At 62.8% G+C, this 23050-nt stretch carries 24 protein-coding genes; all 24 read right to left on the reverse strand.

From position 1 onward, the window contains the following. Positions 1–2 precede the first annotated feature (2 nt). Entirely contained in the window at positions 3–743 is a 741-nt protein-coding gene (locus DQ397_RS06835; protein WP_043212813.1) for a flagellar motor protein, read from the reverse strand. After that, positions 743–1864 (reverse strand): chemotaxis response regulator protein-glutamate methylesterase, encoded by a 1122-nt coding sequence (locus tag DQ397_RS06840; protein ID WP_043212811.1) that lies wholly within the window; start codon positions 1862–1864, stop codon positions 743–745. The genes DQ397_RS06835 and DQ397_RS06840 overlap by 1 nt, the downstream gene beginning before the upstream one ends. 45 nt (positions 1865–1909) lie before the next feature. Then, positions 1910–4129: a chemotaxis protein CheA gene (locus DQ397_RS06845; RefSeq protein ID WP_043212808.1), complete on the reverse strand. Its 2220-nt coding sequence runs from the start codon at positions 4127–4129 to the stop codon at positions 1910–1912. 12 nt (positions 4130–4141) lie between these two features. Then, complete coding sequence (locus DQ397_RS06850; RefSeq protein WP_043212807.1) at positions 4142–4930, reverse strand: protein phosphatase CheZ; 789 nt, start codon at positions 4928–4930, stop codon at positions 4142–4144. An 18-nt stretch (positions 4931–4948) separates the two neighbouring features. Beyond that, positions 4949–5323, reverse strand: coding sequence for a chemotaxis response regulator CheY (locus DQ397_RS06855; protein ID WP_011534888.1), 375 nt, complete (start codon positions 5321–5323; stop codon positions 4949–4951). A gap of 104 nt (positions 5324–5427) precedes the next feature. Next, the gene (gene fliA / locus DQ397_RS06860; RefSeq protein ID WP_043212803.1) at positions 5428–6168 is read right to left on the reverse strand and encodes an RNA polymerase sigma factor FliA; all 741 of its coding nucleotides are present in this window, start codon (positions 6166–6168) and stop codon (positions 5428–5430) included. Next, positions 6165–6998, reverse strand: a complete 834-nt coding sequence (gene fleN / locus DQ397_RS06865; RefSeq protein WP_043212801.1) for a flagellar synthesis regulator FleN — start codon at positions 6996–6998, stop codon at positions 6165–6167. The genes fliA and fleN overlap by 4 nt, the downstream gene beginning before the upstream one ends. Before the next feature lie 88 nt (positions 6999–7086). Next, a complete protein-coding gene (gene flhF / locus DQ397_RS06870) occupies positions 7087–8400 on the reverse strand; it encodes a flagellar biosynthesis protein FlhF (protein WP_043212799.1) in 1314 nt (437 codons plus the stop codon). 11 nt (positions 8401–8411) lie between these two features. After that, on the reverse strand, positions 8412–10541 hold the full coding sequence (gene flhA / locus DQ397_RS06875; RefSeq protein ID WP_043212797.1) for a flagellar biosynthesis protein FlhA: 2130 nt from the start codon (positions 10539–10541) through the stop codon (positions 8412–8414). A gap of 521 nt (positions 10542–11062) precedes the next feature. Next, positions 11063–12205, reverse strand: a complete 1143-nt coding sequence (flhB, locus tag DQ397_RS06880; protein ID WP_043212796.1) for a flagellar biosynthesis protein FlhB — start codon at positions 12203–12205, stop codon at positions 11063–11065. 2 nt (positions 12206–12207) lie between these two features. Continuing rightward, a complete protein-coding gene (fliR, locus tag DQ397_RS06885) occupies positions 12208–12984 on the reverse strand; it encodes a flagellar biosynthetic protein FliR (protein WP_043212794.1) in 777 nt (258 codons plus the stop codon). 7 nt (positions 12985–12991) lie between these two features. Then, the gene (gene fliQ / locus DQ397_RS06890; RefSeq protein WP_043212792.1) at positions 12992–13261 is read right to left on the reverse strand and encodes a flagellar biosynthesis protein FliQ; all 270 of its coding nucleotides are present in this window, start codon (positions 13259–13261) and stop codon (positions 12992–12994) included. A gap of 21 nt (positions 13262–13282) precedes the next feature. Next, positions 13283–14038, reverse strand: coding sequence for a flagellar type III secretion system pore protein FliP (fliP, locus tag DQ397_RS06895; protein WP_043212790.1), 756 nt, complete (start codon positions 14036–14038; stop codon positions 13283–13285). Next, complete coding sequence (gene fliO / locus DQ397_RS06900) at positions 14038–14472, reverse strand: flagellar biosynthetic protein FliO (RefSeq protein ID WP_043212855.1); 435 nt, start codon at positions 14470–14472, stop codon at positions 14038–14040. The genes fliP and fliO overlap by 1 nt, the downstream gene beginning before the upstream one ends. Positions 14473–14484: 12 nt before the next feature. Further along, positions 14485–14949, reverse strand: a complete 465-nt coding sequence (gene fliN / locus DQ397_RS06905) for a flagellar motor switch protein FliN (RefSeq protein ID WP_043212852.1) — start codon at positions 14947–14949, stop codon at positions 14485–14487. Between the two features lie 47 nt (positions 14950–14996). Beyond that, the gene (gene fliM, locus DQ397_RS06910; RefSeq protein ID WP_043212789.1) at positions 14997–15965 is read right to left on the reverse strand and encodes a flagellar motor switch protein FliM; all 969 of its coding nucleotides are present in this window, start codon (positions 15963–15965) and stop codon (positions 14997–14999) included. Between the two features lie 9 nt (positions 15966–15974). Further along, positions 15975–16472 carry a flagellar basal body-associated protein FliL gene (fliL, locus tag DQ397_RS06915; protein ID WP_043212786.1) on the reverse strand — a complete coding sequence of 166 codons (498 nt, stop codon included), beginning with the start codon at positions 16470–16472 and terminating at the stop codon, positions 15975–15977. A 139-nt stretch (positions 16473–16611) separates the two neighbouring features. Next, positions 16612–17883 (reverse strand): flagellar hook-length control protein FliK, encoded by a 1272-nt coding sequence (locus DQ397_RS06920; protein ID WP_043212784.1) that lies wholly within the window; start codon positions 17881–17883, stop codon positions 16612–16614. A gap of 70 nt (positions 17884–17953) precedes the next feature. Continuing rightward, positions 17954–18301: an Hpt domain-containing protein gene (locus DQ397_RS06925; RefSeq protein WP_043212781.1), complete on the reverse strand. Its 348-nt coding sequence runs from the start codon at positions 18299–18301 to the stop codon at positions 17954–17956. A gap of 60 nt (positions 18302–18361) precedes the next feature. After that, entirely contained in the window at positions 18362–20053 is a 1692-nt protein-coding gene (locus DQ397_RS06930) for a fused response regulator/phosphatase (RefSeq protein WP_043212778.1), read from the reverse strand. 8 nt (positions 20054–20061) lie between these two features. Further along, the gene (locus DQ397_RS06935; protein WP_043212774.1) at positions 20062–20367 is read right to left on the reverse strand and encodes an STAS domain-containing protein; all 306 of its coding nucleotides are present in this window, start codon (positions 20365–20367) and stop codon (positions 20062–20064) included. Positions 20368–20464: 97 nt separating this feature from the next. Next, positions 20465–20917, reverse strand: a complete 453-nt coding sequence (gene fliJ, locus DQ397_RS06940) for a flagellar export protein FliJ (protein ID WP_043212772.1) — start codon at positions 20915–20917, stop codon at positions 20465–20467. Between the two features lie 6 nt (positions 20918–20923). Beyond that, positions 20924–22282: a flagellar protein export ATPase FliI gene (fliI, locus tag DQ397_RS06945; protein ID WP_043212769.1), complete on the reverse strand. Its 1359-nt coding sequence runs from the start codon at positions 22280–22282 to the stop codon at positions 20924–20926. Further along, positions 22272–23048, reverse strand: a complete 777-nt coding sequence (gene fliH, locus DQ397_RS06950) for a flagellar assembly protein FliH (RefSeq protein ID WP_043212766.1) — start codon at positions 23046–23048, stop codon at positions 22272–22274. Before fliH ends, fliI begins: the two co-directional genes overlap by 11 nt. Positions 23049–23050 lie beyond the last annotated feature (2 nt).

Raw genomic sequence — 23050 nt, forward strand, 5'->3', positions numbered from 1 at the left:
GCTTACTCCATGAAGCCTTGCAGCTTCAGCTCGATCGAGCGTGGGTTCTCCCCTTCTGCGATCGACAGCAGGCCTTCGAGCAGCATTTCGCGGTAGCGCGACTGGCGCAGCGCGATGGCCTTGAGCTTGTTGGCGATCGGCAGCAGGATCAGGTTGGCGCTGGCCACGCCGTAGATGGTGGCGACGAAAGCCACCGCAATGCCATTGCCCAGCTGAGATGGGTCGGCCAGATTGCCCATCACATGGATCAAGCCCATGACCGCGCCGATGATGCCGATGGTCGGCGCATAGCCGCCCATGCTCTCGAACACCTTGGCCGCTTGGATGTCGCGACTCTCCTGGGTCAGGAAGTCGACCTCGAGGATGCTGCGGATCGACTCGGGCTCCGCGCCGTCCACCAGCAGTTGCAGGCCCTTGCGCGCATACGGGTCGGGTTCGGCGTCCGCCACCCCTTCAAGACCCAGCAGGCCTTCCTTGCGCGCGGTCAGGCTCCAGTTGACGACCCGATCGATACCGCCGGGCAGGTCAACGCGCGGCGGGAAGAAAATCCAGCGCAGGATCTGCAATGCCCGCTTGAAGGCCGACAGCGGCGACTGCAGCAGCGCCGCCGCCAGGGTACCGCCCAGCACGATCAACGCCGCCGGGCCGTTGAGCAAGGCACCGACATGGCCGCCTTCCAGGAAGTTGCCGCCAACGATGGCGACGAACGCGAGGATCAGGCCAATCAGGCTCAGGACATCCATCAGACGCACGCCTCGACCAGATGCTTGCCGATCTCGTCCAGGCTGTAAACCGCATCGGCCAGGTTGGCCTTGACGATGGCCATCGGCATGCCATAGATCACGCAGCTGGCCTCATCCTGGGCCCAGACGGTGCTGCCGCCCTGCTTGAGCAGGCGGGCCCCTTCGCGACCGTCAGCGCCCATGCCGGTGAGAACCACAGACAGGACCTTGTCTCCATAGGACTTGGCCGCCGAGCCGAACGTGATATCCACGCAGGGCTTGTAGTTCAGGCGCTCATCGCCCGGCAGGATCTTCACCGCGCCACGGCCGTCGATCATCATCTGCTTGCCGCCAGGGGCCAGCAGGGCCAACCCCGGGCGCAGCATGTCGCCATCCTCGGCTTCCTTGACACTGATCTTGCACAGTTTGTCCAGGCGCTCGGCAAAGGCCTTGGTGAAGGCCGCCGGCATGTGCTGGATCAGCACGATCGGCGCCGGGAAGCTGGCCGGCAGTTGCGTCAGCACCCGCTGCAGCGCCACCGGGCCGCCGGTGGACGTGCCAATGGCGACCAACTTGTAGGGCTTGCGCTTGGGTGCTGGCGAATGGCTGCTGGACGCTGGACGGACCACAGACGCAGCCGGGGTCGAAACGCGAGCCGTCGAAGGGCTTGCGAAGCTGCTGGTCGGTGCATGGCTGGCAGGCGCAGGCGCCGGGCTCGCCGTCGCGAAACCGCCGAACCGGCGGTTGCTGCGCGAAATGGTGTGGACCTTCTCGCACAGCAACTGCCGGACTTTGTCCGGGTTGCGCGAGATGTCCTCGAAGTTCTTCGGCAGGTAGTCCACCGCGCCGGCATCCAGGGCGTCGAGGGTGACCCGGGCGCCTTCGTGGGTCAGCGAGGAGAACATCAATACCGGCGTCGGGCAGCGCTGCATGATGTGCCGCACTGCCGTGATGCCATCCATCATGGGCATTTCATAGTCCATGGTGATGACATCCGGCTTGAGGGCGATTGCCTGGTCGATCGCTTCCTTGCCATTTGTCGCGGTACCCACGACCTGGATAGTCGGGTCGGCCGAGAGAATTTCCGAGACGCGGCGGCGGAAGAAACCGGAATCATCCACCACCAGGACCTTGACTGCCATAAACACTCCATTAGGCGGCGCAACCGCCAAGGTGCGCCACCGAAATCAAATTCGCCGGGCGGCGTAACGCTTGAGCATGCTCGGCACATCGAGGATCAACGCGATGCGACCGTCGCCGGTGATGGTCGCGCCGGACATGCCCGGGGTGCCCTGGAGCATCTTGCCCAGCGGCTTGATCACCACCTCTTCCTGGCCCACCAGCTGGTCGACCACGAAGCCGATACGCTGGGTGCCGACCGACAGGATCACCACATGGCCTTCGCGCTGCTCCTCGTGCACCTGGTCCTGGACCAGCCACCGCTTGAGATAGAACAGTGGCAGCGCCTTGTCGCGCACGATCACCACTTCCTGGCCGTCGACCACGTTGGTGCGCGACAGGTCCAGGTGGAAGATCTCGTTGACGTTGACCAGCGGGAAGGCGAACGCCTGGTTGCCCAGCATCACCATCAGGGTCGGCATGATCGCCAGCGTCAAGGGCACCTTGATGACGATCTTCGAACCCTGGCCCTTGGCCGAGAAGATGTTGATCGAGCCGTTGAGCTGGGAGATCTTGGTCTTGACCACGTCCATGCCCACACCGCGACCGGACACGTCGGAGATCTCGGTCTTGGTGGAGAAGCCCGGCGCGAAGATCAGGTTGTAGCAATCGGATTCGCTCAGGCGATCGGCGGCATCCTTGTCCATCAGGCCCTTTTCGACAGCCTTGGCCCGCAGGATGTTAGGGTCCATGCCCTTGCCGTCGTCGGAGATCGACAGCAGGATGTGGTCGCCTTCCTGCTCGGCCGACAGCACCACGTGGCCGGTCCGTGCCTTGCCGGCGCCTTCGCGCTCCTCGGGCATTTCGATGCCATGGTCGACGGCGTTGCGTACCAAGTGCACCAGCGGGTCGGCCAAGGCCTCGACCAGGTTCTTGTCCAGGTCGGTGTCCTCACCGACCAGCTCCAAGTTGATTTCCTTCTTGAGCTGGCGGGCCAAGTCGCGAACCAGCCGTGGGAAGCGGCCGAAGACCTTCTTGATGGGCTGCATGCGGGTCTTCATGACCGCGGTCTGCAGGTCGGCGGTGACCACGTCGAGGTTGGACACAGCCTTGGACATGGCCTCATCGCCGCTGTTCAGGCCCAGGCGTACCAGACGGTTACGCACCAGCACCAGTTCGCCGACCATGTTCATGATCTCGTCCAGGCGCGCGGTGTCGACCCGCACAGTGGTTTCCGCTTCGCTGGCAGTAGGCTTTTCGGCGGCTGGGGCTGCTGCGCGGGCCGGCGCGGCCGGTTTGGCAGCCGCAGGCTTGGCCACCGGCGCCGGTTCAGGCTTGGCGACAGGCTTGCTGTCGGCCTTGGCCACGGCAGAGGCCGCCACGGCCTCAGGCGCAGCCACGGCCGCGTCACTGGAGAACTTGCCTTTGCCGTGTAGCTGATCCAGCAAAGCTTCGAATTCGTGCTCGGTGATGTCACCACTTTGGGCGCCCGCCTCGACCGAAGCAGGTGCGGCCGTAGCGCCGGGCAGTGCATCGGCGGCGAAGGTGCCCTTGCCGTGCAACTGATCGAGCAACGCTTCGAATTCATCGTCGGTGATTTCATCGCTGCTCGGCGCCGCGACGCTGTCAGCCGACACAGGCGCAGGCGTCTGGGCAGAAAACTGGCCTTTGCCATGCAACTGATCGAGCAGCGACTCGAACTCGGCATCGGTGATCTCGTCGCTGTCGCTTCCCGCGACCTCACCCTGCAGCTGTTCGGTAGCCTCGGCCTGGGCCTTCACCGCATCGAGCGAGTCGAGCAGTTGTTCGAACTCGCTATCGGTGATGTCGGGCTCGACCGCAGGCTCGGCTTCGGCGACGGCTGGAGCCTGGGCCGCAGGCGCTGGGGCCTCGGCACCGGCCGGCTCGGCCAGACGCGACAGTGCGGCCAGCAACTCCGGCGTGGCCGGGGTAATGTCGCTGCGCTCGCGCACCTGGCCAAACATGCTGTTGACCGTATCCAGTGCCTCGAGCACCACATCCATCAATTCCGCATCGACCCGGCGCTCACCTTTGCGCAGGATGTCGAACACGTTCTCGGCGATATGGCAGCACTCCACCAGCTCATTGAGCTGAAGGAAGCCGGCGCCCCCTTTTACAGTGTGAAAACCGCGGAAGATCGCATTGAGCAGGTCCGCATCTTCCGGTCGGCTTTCCAGCTCGACCAATTGCTCGGACAGTTGCTCGAGGATTTCGCCGGCCTCTACCAGGAAATCCTGGAGGATTTCTTCATCGGCGCCGAAGCTCATTGAACGTGCTCCCTAAAAACCCAGGCTGGACAGCAAATCGTCGACGTCGTCCTGACCGGACACGACATCTTCACGCTTATCGGCATGAATCTGCGGACCTTCACCCCGAGTCGGATGTTTTTCTTGATCTTTTTCAGCACGCAGCTGCTGGTGGTCATGTTCGATACCGGCAAAACGGTCGACCTGGCTGGCCATCAGCACGAGCTTGAGCAGATTGCTTTCGACTTCGGTGACCAGCGCGGTCACCCGTTTGATCACCTGGCCGGTGAGGTCTTGGTAGTCCTGGGCCAGGAGAATGTCGTTGAGATGGCCAGCGACCTTGCGGTTCCCCTCGGCGCTTTGCGTCAGGAAACTGTCGACGCGCTTGACCAGATCACGAAACTCCGGCGCTGCGACTTCACGGCGCATGAAGCGCTGCCAGTCGGTGCTCAGGTTCTGGGCCTCGGCCTGCAGGTCGTTGAGCAGCGGCGTGCTCGCCTCCACCAGGTCCATGGTGCGGTTGGCCGCGCCTTCGGTGAGCTTGACCACGTAGGACAAGCGCTCGGTGGCGTCGGTGATCTGCGACACTTCCTCGGCCTGCGGCATGCGCGGGTCGATCTGGAAGCTGACGATCGCACTGTGCAGCTCGCGGGTGAGCTTGCCGACTTCCTGGTACAGGCCGCGGTCGCGGGTCTGGTTCAGCTGGTGGATCAGCTGCACCGCCTCGCCGAACCGGCCGTGCTCGAGGCTCTCGACCAGTTCCTGGGCGTGTTTCTTCAGGGTCGACTCGAACTCCCCCAACGATGTGTTCATTTGCTCCATGGCGCCCCCTGACGTGACTCAGCCGTTGACGCGTTCGAAGATCTTTTCGATCTTCTCCTTGAGCACCTGGGCGGTGAAGGGCTTGACCACATAGCCGTTGACCCCGGCCTGGGCCGCTTCGATGATCTGGTCGCGCTTGGCTTCAGCGGTCACCATCAACACCGGCATACCCTTGAGGCGGTCATGGGCACGGACCTTGCGCAGCAGGTCGATGCCGGACATGCCAGGCATGTTCCAGTCGGTCACGAGGAAGTCATAGTGGCCGTTTTCCAGCATCGGCAACGCCGTGGTGCCGTCGTCGGCCTCCTCGGTGTTGGTGAAGCCCAGGTCACGCAACAGGTTCTTGATGATCCGCCGCATCGTCGAAAAGTCGTCAACGATGAGGATTTTCATGTCTTTGTTCAATTAGACCTCCAAGCAGTCTTAAACGCGCCCGGCCCCCGGACGCGCATTCAATCAATTCGGTACAACATCCAACGACGGTGGCGAACCCTGGCTCAACGTGCCCGCCATTCCCCGAGACGGCTGCGCAGGCGCGCGGCGCACTGGCTGTGCAACTGGCTGACACGCGACTCGCTGACCCCAAGCACCTCACCGATTTCCTTGAGGTTCAGCTCTTCGTCGTAGTACAGCGCCAGCACCAGACGCTCACGCTCCGGCAGGTTGGCGATGGCTTCGGTCAGCGCGGCCTGGAAGCGCTCGTCTTCCAGGTCCCGCGAAGGTTCCAGCTGGCCACTGGCGCCATCCTCGTGCAGCCCTTCGTGCTCGCCGTCCTGCAGGAGGTCGTCGAAGCTGAACAGGCGACTGCCCAGGGTGTCGTTCAGAATCCCGTAATAATCATCGAGACTCAATTGGAGTTCGGCAGCAACTTCATGATCTTTAGCGTCGCGACCGGTTCTGGCCTCCACGGCGCGTATCGCGTCGCTGACCATGCGGGTGTTGCGGTGTACCGAACGCGGCGCCCAATCCCCCTTGCGTACCTCATCGAGCATGGCCCCACGAATGCGGATGCCGGCGTAGGTTTCGAAGCTCGCGCCCTTGCTGGCATCGTATTTGTTGGCCACTTCCAGCAAGCCGATCATGCCCGCCTGGATCAGGTCCTCGACCTGTACGTTGGCCGGCAGGCGCGCCAGCAAGTGATAGGCAATGCGCTTGACCAGAGGGGCATAACGTTCGACCAGTTCGTACTGGGCATCACGCGCCGCCCGGCTGTACATCTTGAAACCGCTCGCATTCATAGTACCGGTCCTGCGCTGGTAGGCTGCACCAGACGCTCGACGAAAAACTCCAGGTGCCCGCGCGGGTTGGCAGGCAGCGGCCAGCTGTCGACCTTCTGCGCGATGGCCTTGAAGGCCAGCGCACACTTGGATCGAGGGAAGGCCTCATAGACCGCCCGCTGCTTCTGCACCGCCTTGCGTACACATTCGTCGTAAGGCACGGCACCGACGTATTGTAAGGCGACGTCCAAGAAGCGATCCGTGACCTTGGTCAACTTGGCAAACAGGTTGCGCCCTTCCTGCGGGCTCTGCGCCATGTTGGCCAGGACCCGGAAGCGGTTCATGCCGTAATCGCGGTTGAGCAGCTTGATCAAGGCGTAGGCATCGGTGATCGAGGTCGGCTCGTCGCAGACCACCAACAGCACCTCCTGCGCGGCGCGCACGAAGCTCACCACCGAGTCCCCGATTCCCGCGGCGGTATCGATCACCAGCACATCGAGGTTGTCGCCGATCTCGCTGAACGCCTGGATCAGCCCGGCATGCTGGGCTGGCGCCAGGTGCACCATGTTCTGGGTGCCGGAGGCGGCCGGCACGATGCGCACACCGCCTGGCCCCTGCAACAGCACATCGCGCAGCTCGCAGCGCCCTTCGATGACATCGGCCAGGGTGCGCTTGGGCGACAGCCCCAGCAGGACGTCGACGTTGGCCAGGCCCAGGTCGGCATCCAGCAACATGACCCGGCGGCCGAGCTCGGCCAGCGCCAGGGACAGGTTCACTGAAACGTTGGTCTTGCCCACGCCACCTTTACCGCCGGTCACGGCGATCACCTGTACGGGATGCATGCTACCCATGTTTGTTCTTTACCTTGTCTCGGGGCCCAGGCCACATCAGGAGCTGAACACGACGCTCAGGATGCAGGTTCTTTGCGCTGTCCATTCGTCAACCCGCACGCTTGCCTGGGTTGTGGTAGAGATCAGCGAACATGTCGGCCATCGCCTCTTCGCTGGGCTCGTCCTGCATCTGCACACTGACCGCACGGCTGACTAACTGATGTTTGCGCGGCAGTTGCAGGTCGTCAGGAATGCGCGGTCCATCGGTCAGATAGGCCACGGGCAATTCGTGACTGATGGCAAGGCTCAGCACTTCGCCGAGGCTGGCCGTTTCATCAAGCTTGGTCAGGATGCAGCCGGCCAGGCCACAGCGCTTGTAGCTGTGGTAGGCGGCGGTCAGCACCTGCTTCTGGCTGGTGGTGGCCAGTACCAGGTAATTCTTGGCGGCGATGCCGCGTCCGGCCAGGCTCTCCAGTTGCAGCCGCAGGGCCGGGTCGCTGGCCTGCAGGCCTGCGGTGTCGATCAGCACCACGCGCTTGCGCAACAGCGGATCGAGCGCCTGGGCCAAGGACTGGCCCGGGTCGACATAGGTCACCGGCACATTGAGGATGCGCCCCAATGTCTTGAGCTGCTCTTGGGCGCCAATGCGGAAGCTGTCCATGCTCACCAGCGCCAGATGCTGGGCGCCATATTTGAGCACGTAGCGCGCCGCCAGCTTTGCCAACGTGGTGGTCTTGCCCATACCGGCCGGACCGACCATGGCGATCACACCGCCCTCTTCGATCGGCTCGATCTCGGGGACCTGGATCATCCGTGCCAGGTGGGCCAAGATCATGCGCCAGGCGTGGCGCGGGTCTTCGATCTCGCCGGCAAGCTCGAGTGCTTCGCGAGCGATCGGGCCCGACAGGCCGATACGCTGCAAGCGACGCCAAAGGTTGGCCTGCTGCGGCTTGTTGCCCTGCAGTTGGCTCCAGGCCAGGGATCCGAGCTGGACTTCGAGCAATTCGCGCAGGCCCGACAGCTCCGAGCGCATGGCATCGAACAGACGCGGATCGACCGGTGCCGGCGCTGGAGCCGCAACCTGCGCCGGCGCGTCAACCTGTGGCTCGACCAGTGGCTCGGAGGCGGTCAACGACAATCCGGCGAACAATTGGCGATTGCCGATCTCGTCGCTTTCGTTGCGTGTGCTCAGTTCGGCCTGGGCGGTAGCGATGCGCGTCTGGGTTTTGCGCAGCTCGTCCTCGAGTTCGATGTTCGGCACGCGTGGGGCCAGGGCGGACAGCTTGTAGTCCAGCGCGGCCGTCAACTCGACACCGCCGGCGATGCGCCGGTTGCCGATGATGGCGGCGTCGGAGCCAAGCTCATCCCGGACCAGCTTCATGGCCTGACGCATATCGGCGGCGAAAAAACGCTTAACTTGCATAACCCACTACCTCAGCCGTTGGGGCCCACGGTGGCAACGATGGTGACTTGCTTGTTGTCAGGTATTTCCTGATACGCCAGAACATGCAAATTCGGTACAGCCAGGCGACCGAAGCGCGACAGCATGGCGCGGATCGGGCCGGCAACCAGAAGAATGGCCGGCAGGCCTTGCATCTCCTGGCGCTGGGCCGCTTCGATCAGCGAACGCTGCAGCTTCTCGGCCATGCTCGGCTCCAGGAGAACACCGTCTTCCTGGCCTTGCCCGGCCCTTTGCAGACTATTGAGCAAAATCTGTTCCAACCTTGGCTCGAGGGTGATCACAGGCAGCTCGGACTCAACGCCGACAATGCTTTGCACGATGGCGCGACACAATCCGACGCGCACTGCCGCCACCAGCGCGGCGGTATCTTGACTCTTGCCAGCATTGTTGGCGATTGCCTCGGCGATACTGCGGATGTCCCGCACCGGCACCTGCTCGGCCAACAATGCCTGCAGGACCTTGAGCAAGCCTGACAACGAAATGACACCCGGTACCAGCTCCTCGGCAAGTTTAGGCGAACCTTTGGCCAATACTTGCAACAGTTGCTGGACCTCTTCATGGCCGATCAGTTCATGGCAATGTTTCTGCAGGATCTGGTTGAGGTGGGTGGCCACCACCGTGCTGGCATCGACCACGGTGTAGCCCAGCGACTGGGCCTGGGCACGCTGCCCGACGTCGATCCACACCGCCTCAAGACCAAACGCCGGATCGCGCGCAGCGATACCGTTGAGCGTGCCGAAGACCTGGCCCGGGTTGATGGCCAGCTCCCGGTCCGGATAGATCTCCGCTTCAGCCAGGATCACCCCCATCAAGGTGAGGCGATAGGCGCTCGGCTGCAGGTCCAGGTTGTCGCGGATATGCACAGTGGGCATGAGAAAGCCCAGGTCCTGGGACAGCTTCTTGCGCACCCCCTTGATCCGCGCCAACAGCTGGCCACCCTGGTTGCGGTCCACCAGCGGAATCAGGCGATAACCGACCTCAAGGCCGATCATGTCGATTGGCGTCACATCGTCCCAACCCAGTTCCTTGGTTTCCAAGGCACGCTGGGGCGATGGCAGCAGGTCCTGCTGGCGCTGCGCTTCTTCCTGGGCCTTGAGCTTGGCCTGTTGCTGACGACGCCAGACCAGGTAGGCACCGCCCCCGGCCGCCGCGCCAAGCCCCAGGAAGGCGATATGCGGCATGCCCGGAACCAAGCCCATGACGATCATCAGCGCCGCCGAAACAGCCAACGCTTTGGGCGAGTCGAACATCTGCCGATTGATCAGCTTGCCCATGTCCTCGGAACTGGAGGCTCGGGTCACCATGATCGCGGCGGCGGTGGACAGCAGCAGCGAGGGCAACTGCGCCACCAAACCGTCACCGATGGTCAGCAAGGCGTAGACCTTGCCCGCCTCGCCGGCCGACATGCCATGCTGCAGGATACCGATGAGCATGCCGCCGATAAGGTTGATGAACAGGATCAGCAGCCCGGCGATGGCGTCGCCGCGAACGAACTTGCTGGCACCGTCCATGGAGCCATAGAACTCGGCTTCCTGGGCGACTTCGGCGCGTCGGGCCTTGGCCTGAGCCTGGTCGATCAGGCCCGCATTGAGGTCGGCGTCGATCGCCATCTGCTTGCCAGGCATCGCGTCAAGGGTGAAACGTGCGCTCACCTCGGAAATGCGCCCGGCGCCCTTGGTGACCACGACGAAGTTGATGATCATGAGGATGGCGAACACCACCGCACCGACCACGTAGTTGCCGCCGATCACCACCTCGCCGAAGGCCTGGATCACCTTGCCCGCAGCACCGTGGCCTTCCTGGCCGTGGAGCATGACCACACGCGTGGAGGCCACGTTCAGGGCAAGACGCAGCAAGGTTGCCACGAGCAGGATGGTGGGAAACGCAGCGAAGTCCAGCGGGCGCAGAGCGTATACGCAGACCAGCAGGACGACGATCGACAGGGCGATGTTGAAGGTGAAGAAAACGTCGAGCAGGAACGGTGGAATCGGCAACATCATCATTGCCATCATCACCAGCAGCAACAGCGGCACGCCCAGGTTGCCCCGGCCGAGACCAGCCAGGTTGTTTCGGGCGCTGTTGATTAACTGAGTGCGATCCACCGCAAATCCTCTTCAAGCAAAACTTTGACGCCTGAATGGGCGTTTGGCGCTGCCTTTGCAAGAAGCTTTCCAACTTTTGAGGGTGGCTTTCAGGCCGTGTGAATATCTGGGTTTGGTGAGGGCGCCACTGGCGCTTTTCGCCCTTACGGCGACCTATTTTCGTTCTTGGGCAAAAGTAGGCATGGGCCGCCCCATGACAACGGATAAAACAACGCGAGCCCAGGCGCCGCCCGCAACTTGCGCCCCATTAGCAGGCCTAGCGGAGGTGTCTGTAGGGGCAGGCGCGCAGCGCCCTTCGGCGGTAGCCAAAGTCGCGGGAGGGAGGCTGGCGTAGCCAGCCGGAGGGCGCGAGGTCCCGCAAGACAATGAAGAGGGAACCCCGCCACGGGCGGGGCATATGCTGGGGCGCAGCGGCTTTTACTTGGCAAGACCAAAGTGACCCGCCGTAAGGTGCAAAGGTGACTCAGCGTCACCCAAGCAAACGGATCAGCCCCAAAAAGCCAAAGCCAACCCATAACCACTCACTGATCACGCCGTAAATCCGGCGGAATCGGCAAATCAGGCTTCAAAGGCTCCGGCGCCTTGCCCTTCCCCGCCCGGTATTGCCGGATCTGGAACACATAAGCCAGCACCTGCGCCACCGCCAGGTACAACCCCGCCGGAATCTCCTGCTCAAGCTCGGTGGAGTAGTAGATCGCCCGCGCCAACGCCGGCGACTCGAGGATCTGTACCTGATGCTGAACCCCGATCTCGCGAATCTTCAACGCGATGAAATCCGTCCCCTTGGCCAACAGCAAAGGCGCCACCCCGCCCGATTCCGGGTCGTACTTGAGCGCCACGGCATAGTGCGTGGGGTTGGTGATGATCACATCCGCCTCGGGCACCGCCGCCATCATGCGCCGCTGCGAGGCTTCGCGCTGCAACTGGCGAATCCGCTGTTTGACCTCAGGCTTGCCTTCCGAATCCTTGTATTCGTCCTTCACTTCCTGCTTGGTCATCTTCAGCTTGTTATGCGCCTGCCAGATTTGGAACGGCACGTCGACCGCCGCGATCAGCAGCAATCCGGCAGCCATCCACAACGCGCTCCACCCGACCACCTGGACGCTATGGATGATGGCTTGCTCCAGCGGCTCGTTGGCAATCGCCATCAATGCCTGGCGATCGCTGGAAAGTACCGCCAGCGCCACTACCAAAATCACAAAAAACTTGGCAAACGCCTTGAGCAACTCAGTCAGCGAGTTCAAGGAGAACATCCGCTTGATGCCCGACAAGGGGTTCATGCGGCTGAATTTCGGCTGCAACAAGCTGCCAGAAAACAAGAAACCACCCAGGACGATAGGTGCGATGAAGGAAATCACGAACAGCATGATCACGATGGGCTGAACCGCCCAGATCGCCATCTTTCCCGAGACCAGGAGCAGGGTTCCCATGGCACTCTCATCCACCACCATGTCGCGGGTGAGAGAAAAGCTCATACGCATCAGGTCCATCAACGTTTCCGCCAGATACCCACCGAATGCCAGCAGGGCCCCGGCGCCAGCGAGGGTCACCGCTACTGTGTTGAGCTCCTTGGAGCGAGCCACTTCGCCTTTTTCACGCGCATCGCGCCGGCGCTTGTCGGTGGGTTCTTCTGTCTTGTCCTGACCGCTCTCGCTTTCTGCCATCTTCAGCGCGCCCTTGCCAGCTCACGCAGCCATTGCAGCGCTTCGCTGGCCAACAGCTGGTAATGGGAAAAAATGTCCGCCAGGGTGACCCAGAAGATGGCCAGCCCCAACACGAGGGTCAACGGAAAACCAATGGAGAAGATGTTCAACTGCGGCGCGGCACGCGTCATGACGCCGAATGCAATATTGACCACCAGCAGCGCAGTGATCGCGGGCAATACCAACAACAGGCCAGCGCCGAGCACCCAGCTCATGCGCCCGGCCATCTCCCAGAAATGATTGACCATCAGCGCACTGCCGATCGGCAAGGTGGTGAAGCTCTCGGTCATTACCTCCAGCACCACCAGATGACCATTCATCAGCAGGAATAGAATGCTCACCAGCATGGTCATGAACTGGCTGACGACTGTCACGTTGACACCGTTGGCCGGGTCAACCATGGAGGCAAAGGCCATCCCCATCTGAACGGCAATGATCTGCCCAGCCACCACGAAAGCCTGGAACAGCATCTGCAAGGCCAGACCGAACAGCGCACCGACAATCACCTGCTCGGCGCACAGCAACACGCCGCGCAGGCTCAGGGGGTCGATCTCAGGCAAGGGCGGCAGCCCTGGAACAATCACCACGGTGATGGCCAAAGCTGCATAGAGACGGATGCGCGCGGGCAACATCTTGGTACCCAGGATCGGCATGGTCATCAGCACCGCCGTCACCCTGAACAACGGCAGGATGAACGTGGCGACCCAGGTGCCAATCTGCGTATCGGTCAGCTCCAGCATGACTGCATCAACCGATCAGCTGCGGAATGCTGGTGTACAGACGGTTGAAATACTCCATGAAGCGCTGCAACAGCCAGGGCCCGATGACGATCAGGGTGACCAGCATCACCAGCAGGCGCGGCAGAAAGCTCAGGGTCTGCTCGTTGATCTGGGTGGCAGCCTGGAACATCGCCACCACCAGGCCGACCAACAGGCTCGGCACCACCAGGATGGCCACCATCATGGTGGTCATCCACAGCGCATCACGAAAAATGTCTACGGCAACTTCTGGTGTCATGCAGGGCTCTCCTTGATGGCGTCAGACGCCACCGAAACTGCCGGCCAGGGTACCCATGATCAACGCCCAGCCATCGACCAGAACGAACAGCATGATCTTGAACGGCAGCGAGATGATCAGCGGCGAGAGCATCATCATGCCCATGGCCATCAGCACGCTGGCCACCACCATGTCGATGATCAAGAACGGAATGAAGATCATGAAGCCGATCTGGAACGCGGTCTTGAGCTCCGAGGTGACGAACGCCGGTACCAGGATGGTCAATGGCGCCTGTTCAGGGCTGGCGATGTCGGTGCGTTTGGACAGGCGCACGAACAGGTCCAGGTCGCTTTGCCGGGTCTGGGCCAGCATGAAGTCCTTCAGCGGCCCCTGGGCCTTGTCGATGGCTTGCTGGGCGGTCATCTGCTCGTTCAGGTAGGGCTGGATGGCGTCCTGGTTCACCCGGTCGAACACCGGGGCCATGATGAACAGCGTCAGGAACAACGCCATGCCGGTCAGCACCTGGTTCGAAGGCGTCTGCTGCAGGCCCAGGGCCTGACGCAGGATGGAAAAGACAATGATGATGCGGGTGAAGCTGGTCATCAGGATGACGAACGCCGGAATGAAACTCAGCGCCGTCATGATCAGCAGGATTTGCAGGCTGACCGAATACTCCTGCTGGCCGTCCGCCCCATTGGACAGGGTGATGGCCGGAATCGACAGCGGGTCGGCAGCCAAGGCCATCGGCGCAGCCAGCAGCAGCGCCAGGGTCAACAATGAGCGCAATGCGCCGGTCATCACTTCTTGTCCTTCTGATCCTTGCCCATCAGCTCGAGCAGCCGCTGGGCGAACTCCGGCGTGGCCGGGCGGGCACTGGCGGGCACCTCCACAGGCTCGGCCAACACATGCAATGCCTCGATGTTGCCGGGCGAGTGACCGATGAGGATCTGCTCCTTGCCCACCTGCACCAGCAGCAGGCGGTCACGCGGGCCGATCGTCCGGCTGCCGATGATATCGATCACCTGCCCACCGCGCGGTGTCGCGCCCTGCATGCGGCGCAGCAACCAGGCAAGGGCGAAGATCAGGCCGACCACCAGCAACAGGCCGAAGACCATCTGTGCCAACTGCCCGCTGAGGCTGCCGGGTGCGGCCGCAGCGGGTGCCGCTGCCTGGGTGGCCGCGATCACCGTCTCGCTGACGAGCAATGCGCCGAGGGCCATCACGGCCCGCATCGACCCCTTCACTCAGCGCAGCTTCTTGATGCGTTCGCTGGGGCTGATCACGTCGGTCAGGCGGATGCCGAACTTCTCGTTGACCACCACCACCTCGCCGTGGGCGATCAAGGTGCCGTTGACCAGCACGTCCAACGGCTCGCCCGCCAGGCGATCAAGCTCGATCACCGAGCCCTGGTTGAGCTGCAGCAGGTTGCGGATGCTGATTTCGGTGCTGCCCACTTCCATGGAAATGTTCACCGGGATATCCAGGATCACATCCAGGTTCGGCCCCTCGAGGCTGACGTTTTCATTGGGCTTGGGGGAGCTTGCGAACTCTTCCATCGGCAGGCGGCCGGCGCCGGACTTGCCGCTGTCGGCAGCCAGCAGTGCATCGATGTCGGCCTGGCCGGCGTCGCCGGTTTCCTGCAGGGCGGCAGCCCACTCATCGGCCAGAGCCTGTTCCTCCGGGGAGGTGATTTCGTTTTCGTTAGCCATGATGTCCTCGACAGGCATTCAATTCGGAAGGAGCGACCGGCACGCCGTCAGCGACGTTCGATCGGGTCGATGATCTGCAGCGACAAGGTGCCCTTGTGCGAGCCCAGGCGCGCCTTGAACGACGGCACGCCGTTGGCGCGCAGCACCAGGTGCTCGGGCAACTCGACGGGGATCACATCGCCCGGCTGCATGTGCAGGATGTCGCGCAGCTTGAGCTGACGGCGGGCCACGGTGGCCGAGAGCGGCACGCTGACATCGAGCACGTCTTCGCGCAGGGCCTTGACCCAACGCTCGTCCTGGTCGTCCAGGTCGGACTGGAAGCCCGCATCGAGCATCTCGCGCACCGGTTCGATCATCGAGTACGGCATGGTCACGTGCAGGTCGCCGCCACCGCCGTCCAGTTCGATATGGAACGTCGAGACCACCACCGCCTCGCTCGGGCCGACGATGTTGGCCATGGCCGGGTTGACCTCGGAGTTTATGTACTCGAAGTTGACCGGCATGATTGCCTGCCAGGCTTCCTTGAGGTCGACGAAAGCTTGGTCGAGCACCATGCGCACCACGCGCAGCTCGGTGGGCGTGAATTCACGACCTTCGATCTTGGCGTGACGGCCATCGCCACCGAAGAAGTTGTCCACCAGCTTGAACACCAGCTTGGCGTCGAGGATGAACAACGAAGTGCCGCGCAGCGGCTTGATCTTGACCAGGTTCAGACTGGTCGGGACATACAGCGAATGCACGTACTCGCCGAACTTCATCACCTGCACGCCGCCGACCGCCACGTCGGCGGAGCGACGCAGCAGGTTGAACATGCTGATGCGGGTATAGCGGGCGAAGCGTTCGTTGATCATCTCCAGGGTCGGCATGCGTCCGCGGACGATCCGATCCTGGCTGGTCAGGTCATAGCTTTTGACGCCACCGGGCTCGGCGGCGCTTTCGGTTTGTACCAGACCATCATCGACGCCATGCAACAGGGCGTCGATCTCATCCTGGGACAGCAGGTCCTGCACGGCCATTTCGGGCTCCTACTGCAATACGAAATTGGTGAACAGCAGCTGGTCCACGACCGGCTTGCCGACTTCCTTCTGTGCCACTTCCTGGACCACCGCGGTGGCCTTCTGGCGCAGCATCTCCTGGCCTACCGGGCTGCTGGCCAGGGTGTCGAAACCTTGTCCCGAGAACATCATGACCAGGTTGTTGCGGATCACAGGCATGTGCACCTTGAGTGCGTCCAGGTCGGCCTGGTTGCGCCCCTGCATGGTGATGCTCACCTGCATGTAGCGCTGGCGACCGTTCTGGTTGAAATTGACCACGAAAGCCGGCGCCAGCGGCTCATAGATCGCCGCCGCCTTGACGTTGGCCTGGGCAGGATCGACAGCGGGTGCCGACTCGCTCTTGTGCATGACGAACCACGTGGCGCCCACCGACAGGCCTACGGCCAGCAGCAATGCCAGCACCAGCAGGAGGATCAGCTTGAGTTTGCCTTTAGTGGCGGGGTCTTTGACTGCTTCGCTCTTCGCCATGCCAATAATCCGTCGTCCATCGGGGTTTCAAAGAAGGATGACGTGGCTTGAGCAAGTGTTATGCCAGATTTGAGCCGAGCGGGAGCAACCGACAAGCGTAGGAGCTGGTGACGGCCTGAGATGGGCTGCGCCGCAGCCCTCAGGCGTAGTAATCGACGGCGCTGTCGCCGATCACCACCTGATGTTCGACCGGCTGTGCACCATCGGCCAGTTCACCGTCGTCCTCGCCACCGGCCGTGGCGCGCCGCGCCGCGACCCCGGACAGGTTCGAACCCTCCTGCTGAGCCTGCTGTTGCTGCTGGCCGCGGGATTGATCGGCAACGTTGACATCAGGCTGGGCCAGACCCTGCTGGGCGAACAGTTCGCGCAGGCGATGCACCTGACTGTCCAGAGCGTCACGCACCCCGGCGTGACCACTGATGAAGGTGACCTGGGTAGACTGATCCGCCGCGACATTGACGCGGATGTCCAGGCGGCCCAACTCGGCGGGTTCGAGTTGAATGTCTGCGGACTTGAGGTTCTGGCTGGACAGGTACATGACGCGATTCACCAATCCTTCGGCCCAGGCGTTCTGGTTCATCGGCAGCGGCTGATGCAGTGGGCTGGGCGGTACGGCATTGGCGGTCTTGGGCGTTGCGGCCTGGGTCAGGCTGGCCAGGCGATTGGCGAAGTCGTCGACCCGCGTGTCGCTGCTGGCGCTCTTGGTATCCTTCAAGCCGTTATCGAGCAGCTCGCTGAAGGCTTTGTCACCTGGCTGCGAGGTGTCGCCTTCGGCTTGCGGTTTGTCGATCAGGCTCGCCAAGGTATTGACGGCTACCTGCCCATCGTCGGGCTGGCCGCTGTCACTTTGACTGGTGGGCGCCGCATGGGCGGAGGTCGTCCCTTTGGCCTGTGCACTTTGTTCCAGGGCCAGGCGCAAGGTCGGCAGGTTGGCCAACGGATCGGCCGCAGGGTCGAAATCCTCCACGGCCGGCGCCTGCTCCGACGGCGTCTCGACAGGCGCGGCCTGGGGCTGCACCGCGGCCTGCAGCACAGGCGCCACTGCCTCTGCCTGCGCCTGAATCAATTGCGCGCCAGGCTGGGCATCGGTGACCTGCCCGGCCACGAGGCTGGCATCGAGCAAGCTCGATTCGCTGCTGTCGCTGGTTTGATCGACCACTGGCAAGGTTTTGCCGCCATCGGCAACCGGCTGCGTATCGGCAGGCTCGGTCTTGCCGTCGATCGCACTGTCGGATTTGTCCTTGGCCTTGGCTTGGGTCGCCTTGTCATCACGCCCCTGGCGGGCCATGACCTGATCGAAGCCCCCCGTCTGGGAGCCCGCCGCCTGCGGCTTGTCCGCCGTCTGAGCAGCCGCGCGCGATGGCTTGCTCACCACACTGGCTTGCAGCAAAGGATTGGATGCGACAGGCATTGAAAGGTCTCCGCGCCGAATAATCGTGAATCGTCCAGGCAAAGACAGGCAAAAGTCGCGCCAGGTTGCTTCAACCTGCGGAAATACGCGCGCGCTCGGCGCGGTAGAAGCGCTGAACCTCGAGATACTCCTGATCGATCCGGTTGATCAGGTCCTCGATGCCATACAGAGAATGCTTTCGCACACGCTCCTCCAACTGCCGACACAGCTCGGCCAGGCCCACCGCGCCCATGTTGCCGCTGCTGCCCTTGAAGCTGTGGGCCGCCAAGCCCAGCTCCTCGGCGCTGCGGGCCCCGTGCAATTGGTCTAGGCGGCGCTCGGAGTCTTCCAGAAAAGTCTCGAGCAATTGCAGATACCCCTCCTCCATGACCTCTTGCAGGTCGCTGAGGATCTTCGGGTCGATATGCATGTCAGCCACTTGCTCACTCCTTTGATCAAGTCCATGGGGCCTGCTTGCGCAGGGTCCGGCGCCAGCTGCTCACCAACAGAATACCACCCGCGCACAACGTCCACCCTCAAGCCACTCGGCGCTCTGGCTGAGGCTGCGCACCAGGTTCAGTCCGCGTCCGCTCAACCCCTGGGCCTGCCGCTGGCTGGACAGCACCTGGGCAACGTCGAATCCCAGGCCGCTGTCGCGTACGTCGATCTTCAGACGCCCGCCCCTGGCCCAGGGTTCAACTTCCAGATCGATTCGCACGAAGCCGTCATCCTGCCGCGCCAAGCGAAGGCTACGCTCGCGGTAGTAGTCGACAAATCCTTGGGCGTCGTGCTTGAGACGCGAATCCAGGCCAAGCACCCCATGTTCCAGGGCATTGGCGTACAACTCGCTCAGGACCGTGTGCAACAGGCCACCGTTTGGCCGCAGGCCATGGATCTCCTGCAGCAGTTGAACGAGGTATGGCACGGGATTGAAACGTTTCAAGCTTTCGCCACGCAATTCGAAGTGCAACGACCAATGCAACGGACCAGAACGGCTGGCCTCGCTGTCGGGCACGGCCGCTGGCGCCTGCCACTGGGGCTCGACCATGGACACGTCACACAGGCTGATATCGTCCCGGGGGCGCCCGCCAAAATGCTCCAGTGCTTGCATCAGCTCCGGCAGCAACTGCGCCGGATCGCGATTGGCGCGCAGCACCTGCTCCAGGCGCTGCACGCCGAATAACCGCTCCTGGTCATCGCAGGTATCGACCACGCCATCGGAAAGCAGCAAAAGCCGCTCGCCCACCGCCAGCGGCAACACCTCGGTGCTGTCATCGAAGCGCTCTGGCGAGAGGATGCCCAGTGGCAGGTGCCTCGATTGCAGCGTGGCCAGCACCTCTCCTGTAGCGGACAAACGGTAACCATCCGGTATGCCGCCGTTCCAGACCTCCACCGTGCCACGTTGATAGCTCAGGTCGAGCATCAGGGCGCAGCAGAACATGTCCACTGGCAGGATGTGCTTGAGCTTGGCGTTCATCTCCCGCAGCGTTTCTGCGACACCATGACCCTTGGCGGCCATGCCGTAGAACACCTCGGCCAAAGGCATGGCGCCAATCGCGGCGGGCAAGCCATGGCCGGTAAAGTCGCCCAGCAGCACATGCAGGTTGCCGTTGGGGGTATAGGCCGCCAGCAACAGGTCGCCATTGAACAGCGCGTAGGGAGATTGCAGGTAGCGAATGTTGGGCGCGCGCAGGCATCCGGCATGGGCCACCTTGTCGAACACCGCCTTGGCGACCCGTTGCTCGTTGAGCAGGTGATGATGATGCCGGGCGATCTGGTCTCGCTGCTCGAGCACCGTGGCATGCAACCGACGCAGCCGATCCATGGCGCGGATCTTGGCGCCGAGGATCACCGCGCTGTAGGGCTTGGCCATGAAGTCGTCGCCGCCGGCTTCCAGGCAGCGCACCAAGGCGTCCTGCTCGTTGAGCGAGGTGAGAAAGATGATCGGCACCAGCGCTTCGCCGGCCAGCGCCTTGATCCGACGCGCCGCCTCGAAACCGTCCATCACCGGCATCAGCGCATCGAGCAGCACCAGCTGCGGCCGCCGTTCGGCGAACAGCGCCACGGCCTGCTCGCCGTTTTCCGCGGTGAACACTTCATGACCCTGGCGCCGGACGATCTGCGCCAGCAACAACCGGTCTGCCGCACCGTCTTCGGCGATCAGCACGCTCAGCGCCCGTTCGGCCGGCATGTCGACGCTCAACTGATATCGAACAGTTTTTCGAAATTGGAGATGGCGAGGATCTTGCGCACGTCAGGGCTGGTGTTGATCACGCTGATGCAGGCGTCTTCACCGCCCTCATGGTCGCGCAGCAACAGCAGCATGCCCAATGCCGAGCTGTCCAGGTAAGTGGCGTCCTTGAGGTCCACGACCACTGAGTCAGGGCGGACGGGTTGTCGTTCGTAGGCATTGCGAAATTCTTGATGCCTGCCGAAATCAAACCGCCCTTTGACGGTGATCGTGAGTTTTTTCTCGTCCTGTGAAAAATCGGATTCGACAGCCATGCCAGCGATTCCTTCGATGATGATGGCGAATGCGATCCTAGTAGGTTTAGCAGGCGCTACCGGCAATCGCAAATTGGCGCAGACGCCAGCAAGACGGTTACAGGTGATGATGACGCGGCAAACGCTGGGATAATTCATCCAACAGCTTTTGCTCACGCTTGTCTTCCGCCCGCCGGGCTTCGTCGAGATATCGCTGCACCAGCTTGCGCAACCCCTCGACCCGCGCATGGGCCTGCTGCCAGATGCCCCGGGCATTGTTGAGGTTGTTCTGGTGCCAGGCCAGGCTCTGGCGCTGCTGAGTCATCGCCGTTTCCAACTGACCGAGAAAGCGTTGGTAGTTGACCAGCCAGTTGCCGTTGACCCCCTGTCCGCCGCGGTTGATCCACTGCAACTGATAGTCTTCGCGAAAACGCTCGAGCTCGGCCAGCTTGGCGTGGGCCTGGGCCAACTGCTGCTGGAAGTGGCCAAGGCGCTGGGCGGCCTTGCGCTCGGCCTCCTCGGCCATCTCTACCACCGGCGCCAGGCGCGCGGCTCGACTGGGCAAGGCCATGACCTATCAGCCGCCTGCAGGCGAAGCGAAGATGGCGCCGAGCTGCTCGCGGCTCTGGGTCATGCCGACGCTTTCCTGAAGGCCCTGACGCAAGAAGCCCACCAGGCTCGACTGCAAGGCGATGGCCTGGTCGGTCTCCGGGTCTCCGCCTGGCACATAGGCACCGACGCTGATCAGGTCGCGGCTTTGAGACAGGCGCGACCACAACTGCTTGAAGTGCTGGGCTTGGCGCAGGTGATCCGGATCGACAACTTGGGGCATGACCCGGCTGATGGACGCTTCGATATCGATGGCCGGGTAATGCCCTTCCTCGGCCAACCGCCGAGACAGCACGAAGTGGCCATCGAGCACGCCGCGCGCCGCATCGGCGATAGGGTCCTGCTGGTCGTCACCTTCGGACAGCACCGTGTAGAAAGCAGTGATCGAGCCACCGCCTGGCTCGCCATTGCCCGCGCGCTCGACCAGCTTGGGCAGTTTGGCGAACACCGAAGGCGGATAGCCGCGGGTCGCCGGCGGCTCGCCGATGGCCAGGGCGATTTCCCGCTGGGCCTGGGCGAAACGGGTCAGCGAATCCATCAGCAGCAGAACGTTCTTGCCTTTGTCACGGAAATATTCGGCAATTCGCGTGCAGTACATCGCCGCGCGCAGGCGCATCAGTGGCGCATCGTCGGCAGGCGAGGCCACCACCACCGAGCGCTTGAGCCCTTCCTCACCGAGGATGTGCTCGATGAACTCCTTCACCTCGCGGCCCCGCTCGCCGATCAGGCCGACCACGATGATCTCGGCCTCGGTGAAGCGCGTCATCATGCCCAGCAATACCGATTTACCCACACCGGTACCGGCGAACAGGCCCAGACGCTGCCCACGCCCCACCGTGAGCAGCCCGTTGATGCTGCGGATACCCACGTCCAGCGGCTGGCTGATCGGGTCGCGGTTGAGCGGGTTGATGATCGGGCCGTCCATCGGCACCCAGTCTTCGGCTTTCATCCCACCTTTGCCATCCAGGGCACGCCCGGCACCATCGAGCACTCGCCCGAGCATGCTCATGCCCATGGGCAGCCGACCGCTGTCGTCCAAGGGCACGACGCGCGCCCCGGGCGCGATACCCGCGATACTGCCCACCGGCATGAGGAAGACCTTGGCGCCGGAAAAGCCCATGACCTCGGCCTCGACCTGCACCGGGTGGTAGCTGTCGTCGTTGATCACCAGACAGCGACTGCCGACTGCGGTGCGCAGGCCTTCGGCCTCCAAGGTGAGGCCGACCATGCGCAGCAAGCGCCCCTCCACCACCGGTTGGTCCGGTAATTTAACCGCCGCCGCATAACCGCCCAGGCGCTTGCCGAAGCTGGTGCGCTCAAGACGCATCGCCATGCTCCGGGATGCTTGTTTCCAGCTCAAGGGCAAGATCCGGCGCGGCCGGGTGCAGGGACTGGTCGTGCAATTGGTCGAACAATTGCGCCAGCGCCTTTTCCAGGCGCGTTTCCATGGTCGCATCGATGCGGCTGTGCAGCGTTTCGATCCGGCAACCGCCAGGCAACAGCGACTCGTCCTCGAGCAGCTTCCAACGCTCTTCGTGGCGTTCGCGCAGGGCCTTGGCCAGCTCGAAATCCTGAGGGTTCAGATGGATGCGGATATTCTCGGCGCCCATGGGCAGCAGCTTGAGCGCCTCGCGCAGCACATGGGTTATCTGGCTCGAATCGCTGCGCAGCTCGCGACCGATCACCTGACGAGCCATGTGCGCCACCAACTGCACCAGGCCACGCTCGATCTGGGTGTCCTGTTCGGCGATAGGTTCGAGCAGTTGCCCCATCAGTTGTTCGAGGCTGGCCAGCTTGGCCGCCAAAGCCACCTCGGCCTCCTGACGCACTTTCAGCTGGGTACTGTGGAAACCTTCGCGCTCACCGGTGGCGAACCCTTCGTTGTAGGCCTCCTGACGGATCGCTTCGAGCTCTTCGAGGGTCAGTGGCTGGACTTCCTCCAGCGGCACCTCCTCGATTTCTTCCTCGACGATCTCAGGTTCCGGTTCAGGCTCCGGCTCTGGCTCCGGGTCGAAGCTGGGCAACGCCCAGACATCGACGCCCTCAAGATCGCGGGCGCGGATCAGATCGCTGAGGTGTTCATTGGTGGACATGT

It is taken from the genome of Pseudomonas sp. CK-NBRI-02, assembly GCF_008124495.1.
GTDB lineage: Bacteria > Pseudomonadota > Gammaproteobacteria > Pseudomonadales > Pseudomonadaceae > Aquipseudomonas > Aquipseudomonas guariconensis.